Here is a 16,567-nt window from a genome sequence, read left to right on the forward strand (position 1 = left end):
CGCTTATTTCTGGTTACTCAATGACCAGCTTTAGTAAAAAAATTAACAACAATAGTCAAGCTATTTTTTAGCATGCGCTTTGACGGGATCGTCCACCGCAGCGAAACTTCTTACCTATGACCTTTTTGTTCGCTTTACTTAGTATTCTCTCTTCTCATCTCTCGGTTCACCTAAAATATAATGAGAAAACCAATCTAAGTTTTGTTTAAGGATGGCACGGTTAATCCCTGGTTTTGTGGCCCCATGCTTCATCCCCTTAAAAATAACGAGTTCCGTCTCGACTCCTACATCTTTTAACCCACGGTAGAGTTCATAAGCGTTTGGAACAGGGACGCGCGGGTCGACTTCACCATGCTGGATTAAGGTTGGTGTTGAGGCATTATTAATATAAGTCATCGGCGAGGTTCGGCGATAGATCTCCTCATCCTTCCATGGGTCGCTCCCCAAATAGAAACGGGTGAAATGAGTAATATCTGTATTAACGTAGTAAGTCATCCAGTTTGAAATACCCGCTCCGACAGAGATAGCTTTGAACCGGTTGCTGTAGGTCGCACAAAAAGCGGATATATAGCCGCCTTGACTCCAGCCTAATATCCCAACTTTGTCACGATCAACATTCCTGTTTTCAATGAGATAATCCACACCTGAAATGACATCCTCATAATCGCCAAGACCTAATTTCCGAAAATTAGCTTTCCTAAAAGCCTCCCCATATCCCGCACTGCCTCTGTAATTGGGTTCTAAGACAAGGAAGCCCTTTTCAACGAAAGATTCGACCGGCTGATATTTGTTCATTGTAGGGATGGCAAGAGACGTGCCGGCCGGTCCACCATGGACGGCGAGAATAAGCGGATAGCTTTTTGAGGCATCATAGTCCACAGGCTTAGATAAGATCCCTTCAATCTCCAATCCATCACGTGTCCGCCAATGTATCACTTCTTTTTGACTTTTTACTTTCCCCTCGTAAAGCTTATATTGCTCAGTAATCGCTTGACCGTCCACATAGACTTCAAGCGGTTTTTCTGAAGTCGCCTTCACACAAACAAATTGCTTGCCATCGTTCGTTATGGAGCTATTTAAGGCAACGGAATCTTCCTCGGCAACTAATGACGTCAACTCGCCTTCCTCCGTCACCAAACCAGCTAGGTAGTTAGTTCGATTCTGCCAGCTGATTAAGATTCCTGCCATGGTCCAGCGAATCGGGCTCACATTCTCATCAATTGACTTCATAGGCAGGCTAGTCTCTTTGGAATGTAAATCATAAATTTCTAAAGTTTCATTATTAAAAAATGCCTTTTCCTCTAAATAACGAGTGTAGCATAGCTTAGAACCATCTGGAGAGAAAAGGACACGTGTTCCGGCAAGGAGCGATGTGAGGTCCAAAGGTGTCACTTCTTTAGTCCGAATATCTAGCATGTAGGCCTTTGATTCTTGGTAGTCAATCATTCTCGATGAGGGGGCTGCTGTAAAAACAATGGTTTCATGAGTTGGGGAAATATCAAAATCGTGAATATAGACATCTAAGGTGATATTGAATGGACTAACCGCCTCGAGCTCATCCTTTTCTTTTAAATCTTTAGGGAGTGACTGAGTACGTTTGGCGCTTTCGAGACCGACATAGACTAAATCATTAAATTGAAAATCCTGATCGACATACGTAAATTCACCATAAAGCTCTTTTCGTTTTTTCATCCTTTCAGTTTCAGGACGCTTTGCTATAAAGTAAATTCCCTTCCCATCAGGTGACCATTTGAAACGATCAACACCTTGCTCTGAATGGGTGACTTGAATCGATTCGGTTGTCCCACAGGTATGTATAAACAGTTGTTTTTTCTTCTTTTCCCCTTCTCCAACAGGACTTATATAAGCAAGTGTCTGCGAATCGTTCGAGAATCTCGGGCTCATGCTTTCATTTTGACCTGCTGATACCGGGTAGCTGTTACCTGATTTTACATGGTAAAGCCAAACATGCTGCGGATAAGTATTCTCTTCCCAATCCGTCGTTTGTTTGACATACGCGACATACTCCCCATCATCACTAATGGAAGTATCTGTATACATCGGCAAAGACACGATTTCCTCTATCGATAAATAGCTAACCTTCTTACTCATCATATCCCTCCTAAAATTATCCTATGGTATTCAATTCGACACCCACCTTCCATTCCTTTTTTTCTAAGAGAAATAACGGTTGTAAAATATAAAAAAAGTGCCCCCTCAAAAGTTAACTTGGGGCACCTTTTTATCAATAAACGCACTTTAATTTTCTTCACTAGTTGTTTTAATAATAAACTTATCTATATCAGTAATAATGGTTTTTAAGACATCAATGGATTTTATAGGGTCATCATCGTTGTCAAGACTATGATTTACACCCTTTAGTAGTTTTGATTGGATAGTTTCATTATTTCTTAGTTTTAAAAACAATTCCTCTGTGTAAAAGTGGTCATTATCACCGATAAAGCATAGCCCTTCATGTTTATTCTTAATCATAGCTTCATACACTTCATTGCAATTTAATATTGGCGTTAACCAAATGACTTTTGCATCCTTAAAAACGTCCTTACTCAAAAGAGAACTCAAAGCGATAGTGCCTAATGACTTTCCTATAAAGTAAAAATTGTTATAAAAGTTGGTTTCAAGAACCGTATCTATTACTTTTCTTGAATCGAATTTTACAGCAGTATATAATTCTTCAGAACTAAAATCATTATAAAATTCATGCTTGTACGGATAGTTTACTTCTAAAATATCGATGGAATGATTGAAGAAAATATCCGATGAATAATGGAACACGGGACTGTTAACGGTATAACCAGACCCTGGGAGTAAAATGGCTAGATCCTTTGAATGATTTGTTTTTCCATACAATGTGTACGGTATCTTCATTCCTTTGTATCCGTCTACGCTACTGTTTATAAATTTCACGTTATATCCCCCTCCCATTTTTTATATTTAATTTTACTTCGATAAGAATAACACCATATATTCTATTCTTTAAGTATCGCTTATATAGTGAAACAAGTTCATTGGTAGTATTCACTTTTCAAAAGTCCATACACGTTTACATCTTCATAGTTGCCTAAAAGGAGTCTATTCTGTTTCAACATTCCTTCTTTTTTTAATCCGTTTTTTTCCAAGACCTTAATTGAGGCCTTGTTTTTAGATAAGGCTGATGCACAAATTTTATTTAAATTCAGTTCATTAAACCCAAAGAAAATCAATGCGCGAACTGCCTCACTTGCATATCCCTTACCCCAATAATTTCTACCCATCCAATAGCCCAACTCGCCTTTATTATTATTCTTATCAATTCTTATGGTAATCGTCCCTATTATTTCATTTGATTCTTTTTGATAGATTGCGAAAGGATATTCTATTCCCTTACTTATTAGTTCCGGCTGGGAAGCCACCCAATCTTGTGCCATCTCCAATTTGTACGGATGTGGAAGACCTAATATATCGGCTAGCTCTTTGTTGTTCGCTAATTCTGCAATTCTAGGGGAGTCTTCCACCTTAAACGGTTGTAAATATAATCGTTCACTCTCTAAAATCACGCTTTTCACCTCTATTTCAAGTAAATTCAGTGTTCGTTAAACCGAATATTCTATACTTTAGAATAGCATTATTTTCCTTTTTATGTTAGAAAAAATTCACTATGCTTCCCTTTGGCGAGAATTAGGTAAAGATTTTAAGAGAGTAGTAAATGTCCCTTTTCTATACATAAAAACACATGGTTTGCGAATATCACTTTGGAATCAATTCAGTTCTGTGAAAATGTTGCTAGAAAGTTTATAGACATTTTAATATTAAAAGGCCCAATTTCTCAGTACTCTACTAAGAAATTGGACTTTTTTAGTTGCTTCAGATTGTTAGCTCCTATTTGTTATTTGCAAAAAAAACTTCCAATAAACTAAACAAATAAAAATACAAAGCCAAGATATTAATCCAAATACAGTAACGATCATGGTTTCTGACCAATTATATTTTAATCTAAAATGAAAATGGATGGGGGTAAATCTAAAAAGTCTTTTTCCTGTTAGTTTAAAAAATAAAACTTGCAGAATAACGGATAATTGTTCTACGAAGAAAATAAAAAATAGGATTGGAATTAAAAGCTCTACTTTTTCATAAACAGCGAGGAAGGAAAGCGAGCCCCCAATTGCCATTGAACCTGTATCTCCCATAAAAGCTTTAGCAGGGAAAATATTAAAAATAAGAAAGCCTAATAGGCACCCAATCATAATTAAACAAAACAATTTCACTTCTAATCTGTCTGAGATTATAAAAAAGAAAAAATAAACCGGAATGGATACGACTCCCAACAAGCCATCCAATCCATCCGTAAAATTAATAGCATTGGCCGATCCTACAATAAATAAAGTGATGATTGCAAAATATAACGCAGTTGGTAAATCCAATGAGATATTTTTATACAAATCAATTGTGGAATTGATTTCTTGTCCATAAACAAGATAAAAAAGTAATAGGACCGTGAAAGCAAATTGTAAGACTAACTTGGTTTTACCTGATATTCCTCCTGGATCTTGTCGTGATGCTTTCCAGAAATCATCTATAAAACCGACAAAGCTAAATAAAAGGTATGTACTTATTAAGAAAAGCATTGTTGGTGTTTGAAGGTAAAAAAGCGCTAACAGAATCCCTACGAAAAAAATACTTCCATACATTAAAGGGGTACCCTTTTTTAATTGATGGTCAGAGGGTAACTCTTTCCTAATGGGTTGGGTAAGCTCCAGCTGCTTTAATAGCGTAATTAGCAAGGGTGAAAGGATAACCACAGATGTAAATGCTATCAATCCTGGGGTGATGAGTCTAATCACTTTTTTATAACTCCTCTCCTTTATTCTAATTACTAGTTGCTCCTTTAAAATCCCATTCAGTTTGTAGAATGGCCCCTTTTTAAGACGGACGAGTTATTCAACTATTATAAAATATGCCTAAAAAAGGTTTAAAGAATAAAAGTTTCAAATTTAATATCCCCTTTTGAAATTCCTTTTACAGGGGGCTTAATCCTACTAAGCATAAAAAAACACCGACTACAAGGTCGATGCCTTTACTAATATTCCAATTTTCTATCCGAAATGGTTGTGCTTTAACAATAAAATTGGCACATCAATGACTCCGCACGAATCTGACGCAATTAATCGTTGCAAGTCAGTTCATGAAATAGGCATGGTATTTTTTATGAAAAATATGTTCACTATCTGGTTAGCTGGGGATTCTTCCGGTTGACTCTCTTTCATTTCGTAATGCCAAGACTTTGTTTAAACGCGAATATTTCTTCAACAGCTCGATCATATCCGCCTGCCTCACGAAAGGAATCCCGAACATCCATGCATACCTGCTTGAATGACGGATCCTCGAGCACTTGTCTTGTTGCCTCTCGGAGCTCTCCCGCCATCAAGTCTTCCTGGTTGAGGTGGATTCCCGCACCGATTTCAGCCACACGTCGCGCAATAACCGGTTGGTCGATGCTTTGTTGAGGAATCACAATCAGCGGCACACCGTAATAAAGACCTTCACTCGTGCTGTTCATACCACCGTGCGTGATAAACACTTTTGCATGTTGCAGCACTTCAAGCTGCGGGACGTAATTATAGACAGCAAAATTTGCGGGAATATCTCCCAACTCCTCTATTTGGGTTTGTCTGCCGATGGACAAAATTACTGTATATTTAGTAGTTGCAAACGCCTCAAAGCAGAGTTTATAAAAATCGATTGCCTGACCAGCCACTGTACCGAGTGAAATGTAAATCAGATTATCCAAGTCCACATGAGAAAAATCAAACTGACCGTGTGAGCGTGAAGCGACCGACGGCCCAACAAACTTGTACGATTCATCGAAGCTTTCTCCATCGGGCTGGAAGTGTTTAGACGTGTAGACAAGGGTCAAAGGTGCAGGATTGAAGAAAACCTCATAAGTAGATTCAACTCGCACATTGTATTTCGCTTGGACGTGAGTGACCTGCTGTTGAAACTCCTGCTGTGCAAGCTCATTCATGTCTTCTGTAAATCGCCTAGAGAGGTGGTCTTGAAAATGGTCAAAGTTGTTTCGTTGAAAAGCAAAACTTGTGCACGAGTTGATCGCTGGCAGGTCAAGTGTTTGGGCGATCAGATGCCCACAGCCAAACTTAGAATCATGAATGATGTAATCAAACTGTTTTCCTTTGGTTTGTTCCAGAAAACTGGGAATAACGATGTCAGCGGTGCGTAAAAGACCTGCCACCTGGCCCCATGGATTAAGGCTCCACGGACTAACCTTTCCGGCACTTAATGCTTCAATGAACTTCCCTGCATCGTAGGTGATCACATCCGCACCTGTTGGCTCAACACGATCACGAAATGGCTCCATCGTAAAATAAACGACTTCTTCTCCACGACGTATCAGTTCTTGGACCACTCCAAGTGTGGGATTGATATGCCCTTCAGAGCCACCATTAATAAGTAAAACACGTGCCATACTTATCACCTTTTCGTAGTTAATCGACCTTCAAAAACCGATGGAAAAATAAACTGTGTTATAGGCAAGGACAAAAAAATTCAGACGATGTCAAACACAAGTTTGTCGTTCAAGCAGACCCGAAATACTGTACTTGCTAAATCCGTTTTGAGCCACGCAATCTCAACAGCCTTAAGCCCAGAAAGCCGACTCCAGCTTTAGAGACCAGAGAGAAAAAAACGCTCGACATGACCTCCATACAATTTTATCAAATGGCATCTTGGCCCCACAACGGACTTATCAGATTTCGTATTCAGCCAAAACCTGATTATTTCTATATAAGCAAAAAGCCACAATCAGTTTACTGTTCTGATTGTGACCCCAACATTAACAAGGCTGTGTTTTTTTCTTTTTAGCTTCTGCCACTAAATTTTCAAATAAAGTAAGCATTGAAGAATTCGTAGCAGCCATCATTTCTGGATGCCATTGGACGCCCAGAATATAGCTATCACCGACATACTCAATTGCTTCAACGATACCATCAGCAGCCTTGGCTGTCACTTTAAAACCAGGTGCTATATCTTTAAGGGCCTGATGATGGAATGAGTTGACCCTGCTTGTTTCACCAAGGATGTTACTCAATTGGGATTGGGGCTCAATTGTAATAGTATGAGTGGCTAAGCTTGGTGATGAATACTGATTATGTTTAATGTAACATCCATCAACATAAGAAAGATCTTGGTGTAGTGACCCACCAAAGGCTACGTTTAGGATTTGGATTCCTCGGCAGATAGCGAACACTGGTTTTTTTTGTGCCAGCATTTGGCGAATTAATAACATATCAAACTGATCTCTTTCTGGGAAGATCCCCCCGAGTTTCTGAAGTGGTTCCTCATTGTAGAAAACAGGAGAAACATCCTGGCCTCCGGATAGAACTAAACCGTCAAGATTCTCAACTTGATGTTTAATAACCTCTTCATCATAAACAAGCGGTATCATATAAGGAACTCCACCAGCTTTGACCACTGATTGAATATAATTATCGTTTACATATGCTCTTGTATAACCAGGCCATCGGCCACTCTGATCTATAATATGGCTGCCTGATACACCGATTATGGGCTTCATTTATCGTCAATCCTATCTCAATTAAAATGGTTGAAGTGCCTTTAGTCCCTTAATTTATCCTGGGAATGATATAGAATTATTTTTCAAAAAGGTTTCCCCTAATTTTGATATTGTTGTTCCTGCCCGGCCTTGTCTGACATTTACTAACCCTAATTCCTGTAGAACTTTTAAACGTTGTCTAAGCTGTTGCTCTGTTAACTCTATGGTACTGCTCTCGTAAAGCATCTTCTCCAATGATTTCCTCCCGTATGAGGAAAAGTTCTCTTTTCCCTGTAAAAGTATTTTTAGAATATGGAGGCTTTCTTCTAAAAAGCCATGCTGTTCAATCACATAAATCATGTGACTATTATCCTTATCCTCTAAAATAGCATTCTCTAAAATCTCTCCTCCTTGTACAGGAAAATGGGTACTTAATCCGCCTTCGTTAGACAGATAAACCAAGGATCTCATATAAAGAAACATCACGTCTTCATGGCTATCATAAGACAATCCCAATGTGTTGATTATTGAAAATACAGTACCCAAATCCAACACTCTTGTACCAACGTCAATTACCTTTTTGAAGAAAGATGGTACTAAATCTCGTTCACCAGGAGTCACAATATAATCTATTTCTTTGTCAATTGGATAATCAGGATAATAAGGAATGAAATGATGTTCAAAAACAATTTTGTTTAAGTTTTCTACCGTTTCATCTGTGTTTTGCTTTTGGTCATTTACAACTAAAATAGTTTGACCTTTAGGTAGTTCCATCAGTTCTTTAATATTAAAGGTGTTAACAGCTCTTTTTGCAAAAATAACAGGAATATCCTTTGGTAAGAACCCCTTCACTAATTGGTATATAAATGTTCCCGATAAAAGGATCGCATCAGCCATTTTGTACGAGTCATGATTAAGTTCTTTTACAGTAACAGAGCTTACAGAAATCCTATCTCTGAACAAATCTTTTATTTGCACAGATAAGATTTTGAGATATTTTTCTTGAATAGCAATAACTAGAAGGTGCTTCCTGTTCTTCATTTACATCCATCCTATCTCTGCCCTATTGGTATAGATGACAGGATACAAAATGCCCATCTTTAATTTCTTTAATTTGCGGAACAACTGTACGGCAAACATCCATAGCCACTGGACAACGTGTGTGGAATAGACACCCGCTTGGAGGATTTGATGGACTAGGAATATCTCCTCTAAGGACAATTCGTTCTCTTTTGATTTTGGGATCAGGAATAGGTACCGCTGAAATAAGTGCCTCAGTATATGGGTGTAATGGTTTTTTATAGAGCGACTCTTTATCCGCCAATTCTACTAATCTGCCAAGGTACATAACACCAATCCGATGACTAATATGTTCAATAACGCTCAAATCATGGGCAATAAAAAGATATGTTAAACCCATCTCTTCTTGAAGGTCTTGAAGCAAGTTTACAATCTGTGATTGTATGGAAACGTCAAGTGCAGAGACAGGTTCATCTGCAATAATCAATTTAGGATTGATGGCAAGTGCCCTGGCAATCCCAATTCTTTGTCTCTGGCCTCCGCTAAACTCGTGTGGATATCTCTTGGCCTGTTCAGCATTTAACCCCACAAGATCCATTAATTCTGCAATACGACGAGAAATTTTATCCCGGTCATACCCATGAATAATTAAAGGCTCGGCAATAATGTCTCGAACCTTCATCCGCGGATTAAGTGAAGCATAAGGATCTTGAAATACCATCTGAAAATCCTTGCGTACTTCTCTGAGTTTCTTAGGTGACATTTTAGTGAGGTCATCACCATTAAAAATAATTTGGCCTTCTGATGGTTCAATAAGACTCATGAGCATTCTGCCAGTGGTTGACTTTCCACAACCGGATTCTCCGACCAGACCTAGGGTTTCCCCTTGATTAATTTCAAATGAAACACCGTCAACAGCTTTTACATATTGCTTCTTTGAAAACAGTCCACCTTTAACAGGAAAATGTTTTTTTAAATTTTTAACTTCAACAAGTGGTGCGGGCATATTAAACACCTTCCTTCGTTGGCTCAGTTTGATACAGCCAGCAACGACATTTATTCCCAGTATCATCCATTAATAAATTGGGTTCTTTCTCCCAACATAGCTCCATAACCTTTGAACAGCGCGGGGCAAAACTGCAACCCCTTGGCATATTTGTAGGACTCGGAACATTTCCTGGAATAGATCCCAGACGGTCTCTCTTCTCATTTAGTTTTGGGGTGGAAGCCAATAGTCCTTGAGTGTAAGGATGTTGTGGATTATCAAAGATTGAAAGCACATCACCTTCCTCAACCACTTTTCCTGCGTACATAACCACTACACGGTCACACATTTCGGCAACAACGCCTAGATCGTGTGTAATAAGAAGAACGGATGTCTCATTTTTTTCATTTAAGTCCTTCATTAGTTCAAGGATTTGCGCTTGAATGGTGACATCAAGTGCAGTAGTCGGCTCATCTGCAATCAAAAGCATTGGCTCACAAGACATGGCCATGGCAATCATAACTCTTTGACGCATCCCGCCGGATAACTGATGGGGATATTCATTGTATATTTCCTCTGCTCTTGGGATCCCCACCAGTTTGAGCATATCGATTGTTCTTTTCTCGGCTTCTTTTTTAGATAGATTCATATGAAGTTCAATGGCCTCTCTTATTTGCTTGCCAATTTTGTGAACTGGATTCAGAGAGGTCATGGGTTCTTGGAAGATCATGGCGATATCGTTACCACGAATTTTTCTCATTTCCCGTTCTGAGACATCTAATAGGTTTTTTCCATTGAAAGTAATCGAACCACCCATCGTTTTGGCACTTGTATCATGTAATAGTTTCATGATGGAAAGCGAAGTAACACTTTTACCAGAACCAGATTCTCCCACGATGCCTACAGTTTCCCCTTTATTGACTGTAAAGGAGACGCCATCTACGGCAGGAATTGGCCGACCATCACTAAAGAAATAGGTTTTAAGATCATTGACGTCTAATAATGTCATTTCCTGATTCTCCTCCCGTCTTTTATTCCTTAATTTTTGGATCTAGTGCATCACGCAAGCCATCACCTAATAAGTTGAATACTAGAACTGCGAAGAAAATAGCAAGACCAGGAAAGATAGCGACATAAGGTGCTGTATTTAAATAGTCTCTACCCGAACTTAGCATGGCTCCCCACTCAGGTGTTGGCGGCTGGGCTCCCAATCCCAGGAAACTAAGACTTGCCGCAGTAAGAATGGCGTTGCCAATCCTCATAGTAAAATATACGATGATACTGGAGAGGGTCCCAGGAAAGATGTGTTTCCAAATTAATCGGCGATTTGAAGCTCCCATTGATTTTGTCGCTTCTACATAAAGGGCTGCTTTTACTGACAGTGTCGTACTTCTTACAATTCGAGCAAATGTAGGGATACTAAAGATAGCTACGGCAATAACCACGTTTGTTAACCCTGGTCCGAGGATGGCTATAATTCCAATCGCGAGAATAATACCAGGGAAGGCAAATAGGACATCACAAATTCTCATGATCAGGCTGTCAATCCATTTACCATAGAATCCACTGATAAGCCCCAATATGGTTCCACCAACTGCCCCTAAGAAAACAGAAAAGAAACCAATAAACAGTGAAATACGTGTTCCAACAAGAATCCTGCTAAAAATATCCCTGCCATAGGCATCTGTTCCTGCCCAATGCTTTGCTGAAGGCCCTTGTAAGACCGAGTTATAATCAAAAGCACTTGAAGCATATGGCGCAATTAATGGTCCAAGGATAGCAATTATTATAAGAACTATAACAAAAAAACTAGATACTAATGCCATTTTTTGTTTTTTGAACTTTTTCCAAAAATCAGTAAAGGGAGTTTCTATTTTTTCCTTTTTATCAATCATTGGCTTTGGTGTGTATATTTGTTTTTGTAACTCTGCCACAAGTTCTCCCTCCTTTAATTGTAGCGTATTTGTGGATTGAGAATGCCATATAGTACATCAACAATCAGATTGATTAGTAGAAATTCGAGTGAAAATAATAGCATCTCAGCTTGAATAACAGGGTAATCCCGAAAAGCAATAGAATCAATCATTAATCTCCCCAGTCCTGGCCAACTGAAGACCGTCTCTACAACCACTGAACCTCCAAGGAGAAAACCAAATTGCAAACCGGTCATTGTGACAACAGGAATGAGCGCATTTTTTAAAGCATGGTCCCAAATAACTTTTCGTTCCCATAAGCCCTTTGCCCGGCTAGTCCTAACATAATCCTCCTTTAATACTTCCATGAGTGATGAACGTGTAAATCGGGCAATGACAGCCGCAATCCCCAAACCTAAAGTAAGTGAAGGAAGAATATAACTTTTCCAGGACTCAAGTCCACCGGTTGGCAGCCAGCCAAGTTTAACAGAAAAAAGCTGCATAACCATAAGCCCTAACCAAAACGAAGGTAATGAAATCCCTGAAACCGCTGCGGCCATTCCGGTGAAATCCTGCCACTTATTTCTTTTGGTTGCAGAAATAACACCAACTAATAGACCGGCAATCACAGCCCAGACAATGCTTAACAGGCTCAGCCAAAGGGTAGGCATAAATCTCTGAGCAATCATGTTTGTAACTGGTTGCTTAGTTTTAAGAGACGTTCCTAAATTCCCATGGAGAATATGATTAATAAAAGTAAAGTATTGCTGAATCAATGGTTTATCTAAACCTAAGCTCTTTCGAACAGCAGCAACATCTTGTGCTGTAGCATCTTGTCCTGCAACAAGTCGAGCGGGATCACCAGGAATCAGATGAACAAACAGAAAGATAAAGATTGATATAACAATGAGTATTGGGATAATTCCCAGTAAGCGGCGAACAATGTACTTAAGCATCTTCTTATTATCCCACCTTTAAAAATTAGAAATAGGAGAATGAAGCGCTAATTCATGAATTAGCGCTTCATTTTTGATCATTGTTGAATTTCAGCGTTAGTTACATCAAGTGAACCATCTGGTAATAAGTAGGCACCTTTAAGGTAGTCATGTGTTGCATAGATGGTATCATCAACGTCTAATGCAGCCCAAGGTGCATCATTCCAAATTATTTTTTGCATTTGGTCATAAGCCGCTTTACGTTTGGTTGGGTCAGCTGTCTTTAGGGCATCTTGAATTAAGCTGTCCACTTGATCGTTCTTGTAATAAGCTGTGTTATAAGAACTTGGAGGGAAGGAGTCTCCTGAAAGCAGTGGACGAATACCCCAGTCAGCATCACCCGTAGATGGTGACCAGCCACCATAGTACATTTCAATTTGAGCCTTCTTAGGATCTTGTACTCCCCAAATCTTATCAGACATTGTACCGGATTCCATTGGAACTACATTTACTTTGATATTAACTTGCGCCAATTGCTGTTGGATGAACTCCATAGCTTTTGTAGACGCAGAAGTATTACTACCCCACAGAGTTGTCGTGAAACCGTTAGGATAGCCGGCTTCCTTCAGCAATTCTTTTGCTTTGGCTAAGTTGAAAGTGTATGGTTGTTGCTCAGAATAAAATTGTGTGTTAGGAGCAATGACTGATTTCATTGGATCAGCATAACCGTTCATAACGACTTTAATGAAAGCATCTTTATTAATTGCATAGTTGATGGCCTGTCTGACCTTAACATTATTAAATGGTTTTTTGTTGACGTTCATGGAGAGGTAGCGAACAATGATGGATGGCTTTGCAACAACACTAATGCCATTTTTACCATTTACGCTCTTCGCTTGTTCTGTTGGTACTGGATAAATCATATCAGCTTCACCTGTCTGGAGCATTGCAATACGTGAACCATCCTCTGGAGTTGGTTTAAATGTAATGCTGTCTAGTTTAGGCTTGCCTTTCTGCCAGTAGTCTGGATTTTTTACTACTTTTAAATGATCACCGGGGACCCACTCAGCAAATTTATATGGGCCAGTACCTACTGGATGTTTCGCAATGTCGTTACCATATTTTTTCAAAGCGGTTGGACTAATCATCATAGCTGCTGGGTGAGCAAAGTTATTAATCATCGCACCAAAAGGCTGACTTAGGATAACTTTAACTGTGTAATCATCCACAACCTTAGTTTCCTTTACCATGGCAAACAGGCTGTGACGCTTTAATTTACTGTTAGGGTCTGCCAAACGGTCGATATTTGCCTTTACTGCTTCTGCATTAAATGGCGTACCATCTTGAAATTTGATACCTTTTTTAAGTTTGAAGGTAAATTCCGTTGCATTAGCGTTGGCAGAATAACTTTTAGCCAATACTGGAACAATTTTCATATCCTTATCAAAACCAACGAGACCTTCATACATGGTTTTCTCTGCTGAAAAGGATAATGTGTCATTTGTATCATGAGGGTCAAGGCTGACAAAATTATCAGAGACTCCAATAGTGATATCTTTGTTATTTTTGGTAACTTTCTTTGCGGAACTACCACTTGAACCACCGCCAGTACCCGTTGAACCCGCGTTTGTTGATTTTGAACTGCATCCTGCCAATGCCAGCATGAGGACGAGCAAAATCGCCATTAATCCGAAAAGAGACTTTTTCATGGTTTTCCCCCAATCATGATTTAAGTAGTGTAATAGATTATATTTGTCCAATATAACCTATTAAACCCTATTTTCAATCAAGAGTAACTATTTTGTCAATTAAAATATATATCATTATTAAAATTTTTAGATAAATATAAAGGAAAGGGTTATCCAAACCATTTGGAAATGTTTTCATTCCCTAAAAAGAGCACTAATGTTATATTGGTATTAATTGGTTGTAAACGGTTATATTGTATAAAGATTGAAAATTCAACAAAATAAAAGAAGGGAAGAAGGCAATTGATTACAATTATAAAAAACGGTGAAGTCTATGCCCCTGAGCCTTTAGGTATAAAATCTGTTTTAATAGTGGATGGAAAAATCGCCAAAATTGGTGAGATTGATGAGTCACTCTACCAAAAGCTTGATCTTCCTGTAGAAGTCATTGACGCCTCAGGTGATGTCGTTGTCCCTGGTTTTATTGACCCACATGTTCATTTAATCGGTGGTGGGGGGGAAGGCGGATTTGCAACAAGAACACCTGAACTTCAACTGACTGATTTGACAACAGCAGGTATAACCACTGTTGTTGGTTTATTAGGAACAGACGGGACAACCCGTCATATGACATCTCTTCTTGCTAAAGCAAGGGGTCTTGAAGAAGAAGGGGTCACTACATACATTTATACAGGTAATTATCATGTCCCCACACCCACCATTACAGGATCGGTAAAAGATGACGTGATTCTCATTGATAAGGTCATTGGTGCAGCTGAGATTGCCATATCGGACTCCAGAGGGGCACAGCCCTCTTTACATGAATTAGCTAAATTGGTAGCTGAAGCACGCATTGGGGGATTACTTAGCAAAAAAGCCGGTGTCACCCATTTTCATACCGGTCCTGGAAAGGAGAAACTTGGCCTCTTACATCAGCTTCTGGAGAAATTTGAAATCCCCCCTATCCAACTGTATGCAACCCACATTACAAGAAGCCAGGAATTAGTTGATGATGCTATTGCTCTTGCCAATAAAGGCTCATACGTGGATATCACTTGTAGTAAATCAACCCCTGAGTGGATTGCTTATTTCAAAAAGCACGGAGGAGATTTATCACACCTAACCTTGTCCTCAGACGGCAATGGCAGTTTGCCCGTATTTGATGACAAAGGGCAATTTATTGGATTAGGTGTAGCAAGTCCCTATACTTTATTTGAACAGGCCATGGAAACAGTAAGAACACAGGATCTTCGGCTAGAGGAAGTTCTTCCATTAATCACTTCAAATACTGCAACCGTTTTGAAATTGACCTCTAAAGGAAGGTTAGCGGAAAATTATGATGCAGATGTTGTGGTAATGCAAAAGGGAACCTATGCCCTTCGACACGTTTATGCCAAAGGAAAGAGGATGGTGGAAGAAGGACTAGCTGTTGTAAAGGGGACATTTGAAAAATAATAGTCAGGCAATCCCATTTAAGTGAAACTGGGATTGCCTTATTTATAAAGGATAAATTTAAGGACCTAACATACTTTATACTAATATGTTGGGTCCTTTCTTACTAAGAGTTCTATTCTTTTTATGAAAAATAAGCAAACATCTCCTATCTTTTAGTTAAAGTCACTATCCTCAAAGATAAAAAATATATAACTTTTTATTTTTATATTCAATGGGCTTTCCAACATTTTTTTGATCACTTATTCCACAATTTTGCCTATACGGAATATCCAACTGTATTTTTTAAGCAATTATTTTAGAAAATTCTTTGTTTGAAATGAATCTTCTCTACTGTCATTCAATACAAACCATCCAATTAAAACAACCCTGTTTGCAAAAGCAGCCATTTACAAGTACAAAAAAAGTACCGGCCATTTGACCGATACTTTTTATAAACAATTAATTGAGTACCATCTTTTTTTGTCCGAGTACAATTTGTAGCTTTGGAATAAAGTTCGATCAAAAATGCGCCACAAAAATTGATTTTATAATAGTAAAAACCCACGCGTTTTGAACAAAGATTGATCAAAATGCGTGGGTTTGATTTATAGATTGTGAAAGTTTTTATAAAAAAGATTGATTATTCCTAACTTTAATCCAATATTATCACATAGTAATTTTGAATCTACTCTAAAATTAAAAAAACTGAGATCTCCAATAAAAATGAGTTCTCAGCTTTTTTCTAATAACGTACATAAACTACTTACTTTTTTGGACGTATCAATGTTTTATGAGAAAACACAATATGTTTTTTTAAAGTTATTAGACATGCACTTAGATCAGTAAAAAGATGTTAGTTCTAAAAATAAAATTGCTAACGTGGATATTAGATTGAGAAAGGAGGTATTGCAAATTTTAACGGAATTACCCAAAATTGTTGTTCTGTGTTTTGGAATTACCGAATTAGTCAGAGATATATTATCGAGAATCTGATACTGGTAATGAGCAAGTTGAGCTGAGGGTAA

Annotated in this window: 13 protein-coding genes; 1 reads left to right on the top strand and 12 read right to left on the bottom strand. The window is 38.5% G+C overall.

Annotated elements, in window-relative coordinates:
• Nucleotides 1-138: 138 nt before the first annotated feature.
• The 12 genes from PU629_RS21280 to gsiB all read right to left on the bottom strand — a co-directional run bounded on the left by PU629_RS21280 (nt 139) and on the right by gsiB (nt 14,129).
• Nucleotides 139-2,115 carry a S9 family peptidase gene (locus PU629_RS21280; protein WP_275282018.1) on the bottom strand — a complete coding sequence of 659 codons (1,977 nt, stop codon included), beginning with the start codon at nt 2,113-2,115 and terminating at the stop codon, nt 139-141.
• Between the two features lie 144 nt (nt 2,116-2,259).
• Nucleotides 2,260-2,928: an alpha/beta hydrolase gene (locus tag PU629_RS21285; RefSeq protein WP_275282019.1), complete on the bottom strand. Its 669-nt coding sequence runs from the start codon at nt 2,926-2,928 to the stop codon at nt 2,260-2,262.
• A gap of 98 nt (nt 2,929-3,026) precedes the next feature.
• A complete protein-coding gene (locus tag PU629_RS21290; protein ID WP_343076296.1) occupies nt 3,027-3,566 on the bottom strand; it encodes a GNAT family N-acetyltransferase in 540 nt (179 codons plus the stop codon).
• A gap of 306 nt (nt 3,567-3,872) precedes the next feature.
• Nucleotides 3,873-4,841, bottom strand: coding sequence for a phospho-N-acetylmuramoyl-pentapeptide-transferase (gene mraY, locus PU629_RS21295; protein WP_275282021.1), 969 nt, complete (start codon nt 4,839-4,841; stop codon nt 3,873-3,875).
• A 419-nt stretch (nt 4,842-5,260) separates the two neighbouring features.
• Nucleotides 5,261-6,481, bottom strand: coding sequence for a macrolide family glycosyltransferase (locus tag PU629_RS21300; RefSeq protein ID WP_275282022.1), 1,221 nt, complete (start codon nt 6,479-6,481; stop codon nt 5,261-5,263).
• Nucleotides 6,482-6,847: 366 nt separating this feature from the next.
• Entirely contained in the window at nt 6,848-7,588 is a 741-nt protein-coding gene (locus PU629_RS21305) for a gamma-glutamyl-gamma-aminobutyrate hydrolase family protein (RefSeq protein ID WP_275282023.1), read from the bottom strand.
• 54 nt (nt 7,589-7,642) lie between these two features.
• Nucleotides 7,643-8,608, bottom strand: a complete 966-nt coding sequence (locus PU629_RS21310) for a winged-helix domain-containing protein (protein ID WP_275282024.1) — start codon at nt 8,606-8,608, stop codon at nt 7,643-7,645.
• A gap of 22 nt (nt 8,609-8,630) precedes the next feature.
• The gene (locus PU629_RS21315) at nt 8,631-9,593 is read right to left on the bottom strand and encodes an ABC transporter ATP-binding protein (protein WP_275282025.1); all 963 of its coding nucleotides are present in this window, start codon (nt 9,591-9,593) and stop codon (nt 8,631-8,633) included.
• 1 nt (nt 9,594) lies between these two features.
• Nucleotides 9,595-10,581, bottom strand: a complete 987-nt coding sequence (locus PU629_RS21320) for an ABC transporter ATP-binding protein (protein ID WP_275282026.1) — start codon at nt 10,579-10,581, stop codon at nt 9,595-9,597.
• A 22-nt stretch (nt 10,582-10,603) separates the two neighbouring features.
• Nucleotides 10,604-11,467 carry an ABC transporter permease subunit gene (locus PU629_RS21325; RefSeq protein ID WP_275284512.1) on the bottom strand — a complete coding sequence of 288 codons (864 nt, stop codon included), beginning with the start codon at nt 11,465-11,467 and terminating at the stop codon, nt 10,604-10,606.
• Between the two features lie 53 nt (nt 11,468-11,520).
• Nucleotides 11,521-12,441, bottom strand: coding sequence for a glutathione ABC transporter permease GsiC (gene gsiC, locus PU629_RS21330; protein ID WP_275282027.1), 921 nt, complete (start codon nt 12,439-12,441; stop codon nt 11,521-11,523).
• Between the two features lie 77 nt (nt 12,442-12,518).
• Nucleotides 12,519-14,129, bottom strand: a complete 1,611-nt coding sequence (gene gsiB, locus PU629_RS21335) for a glutathione ABC transporter substrate-binding protein GsiB (RefSeq protein ID WP_275282028.1) — start codon at nt 14,127-14,129, stop codon at nt 12,519-12,521.
• Nucleotides 14,130-14,411: 282 nt separating this feature from the next.
• On the opposite strand from gsiB, the gene iadA reads away from it, so the two are divergent.
• Nucleotides 14,412-15,563, top strand: coding sequence for a beta-aspartyl-peptidase (gene iadA, locus PU629_RS21340; protein ID WP_275282029.1), 1,152 nt, complete (start codon nt 14,412-14,414; stop codon nt 15,561-15,563).
• Nucleotides 15,564-16,567 lie beyond the last annotated feature (1,004 nt).

This window comes from Pullulanibacillus sp. KACC 23026, from assembly GCF_029094525.1.
Lineage (GTDB): Bacteria > Bacillota > Bacilli > Bacillales > Sporolactobacillaceae > KACC-23026.

Bases quoted from the DNA above. Each gene is read 5' to 3' on its own strand.
- PU629_RS21300 (WP_275282022.1), bottom strand. From the start codon at position 6,481: ATGGCACGTGTTTTACTTATTAATGGTGGCTCTGAAGGGCATATCAAT.
- gsiC (WP_275282027.1), bottom strand. From the start codon at position 12,441: ATGCTTAAGTACATTGTTCGCCGCTTACTGGGAATTATCCCAATACTC.
- PU629_RS21310 (WP_275282024.1), bottom strand. From the start codon at position 8,608: ATGAAGAACAGGAAGCACCTTCTAGTTATTGCTATTCAAGAAAAATAT.
- PU629_RS21320 (WP_275282026.1), bottom strand. From the start codon at position 10,581: ATGACATTATTAGACGTCAATGATCTTAAAACCTATTTCTTTAGTGAT.
- PU629_RS21305 (WP_275282023.1), bottom strand. From the start codon at position 7,588: ATGAAGCCCATAATCGGTGTATCAGGCAGCCATATTATAGATCAGAGT.
- gsiB (WP_275282028.1), bottom strand. From the start codon at position 14,129: ATGAAAAAGTCTCTTTTCGGATTAATGGCGATTTTGCTCGTCCTCATG.
- PU629_RS21315 (WP_275282025.1), bottom strand. From the start codon at position 9,593: ATGCCCGCACCACTTGTTGAAGTTAAAAATTTAAAAAAACATTTTCCT.
- PU629_RS21325 (WP_275284512.1), bottom strand. From the start codon at position 11,467: ATGATTGATAAAAAGGAAAAAATAGAAACTCCCTTTACTGATTTTTGG.
- PU629_RS21280 (WP_275282018.1), bottom strand. From the start codon at position 2,115: ATGATGAGTAAGAAGGTTAGCTATTTATCGATAGAGGAAATCGTGTCT.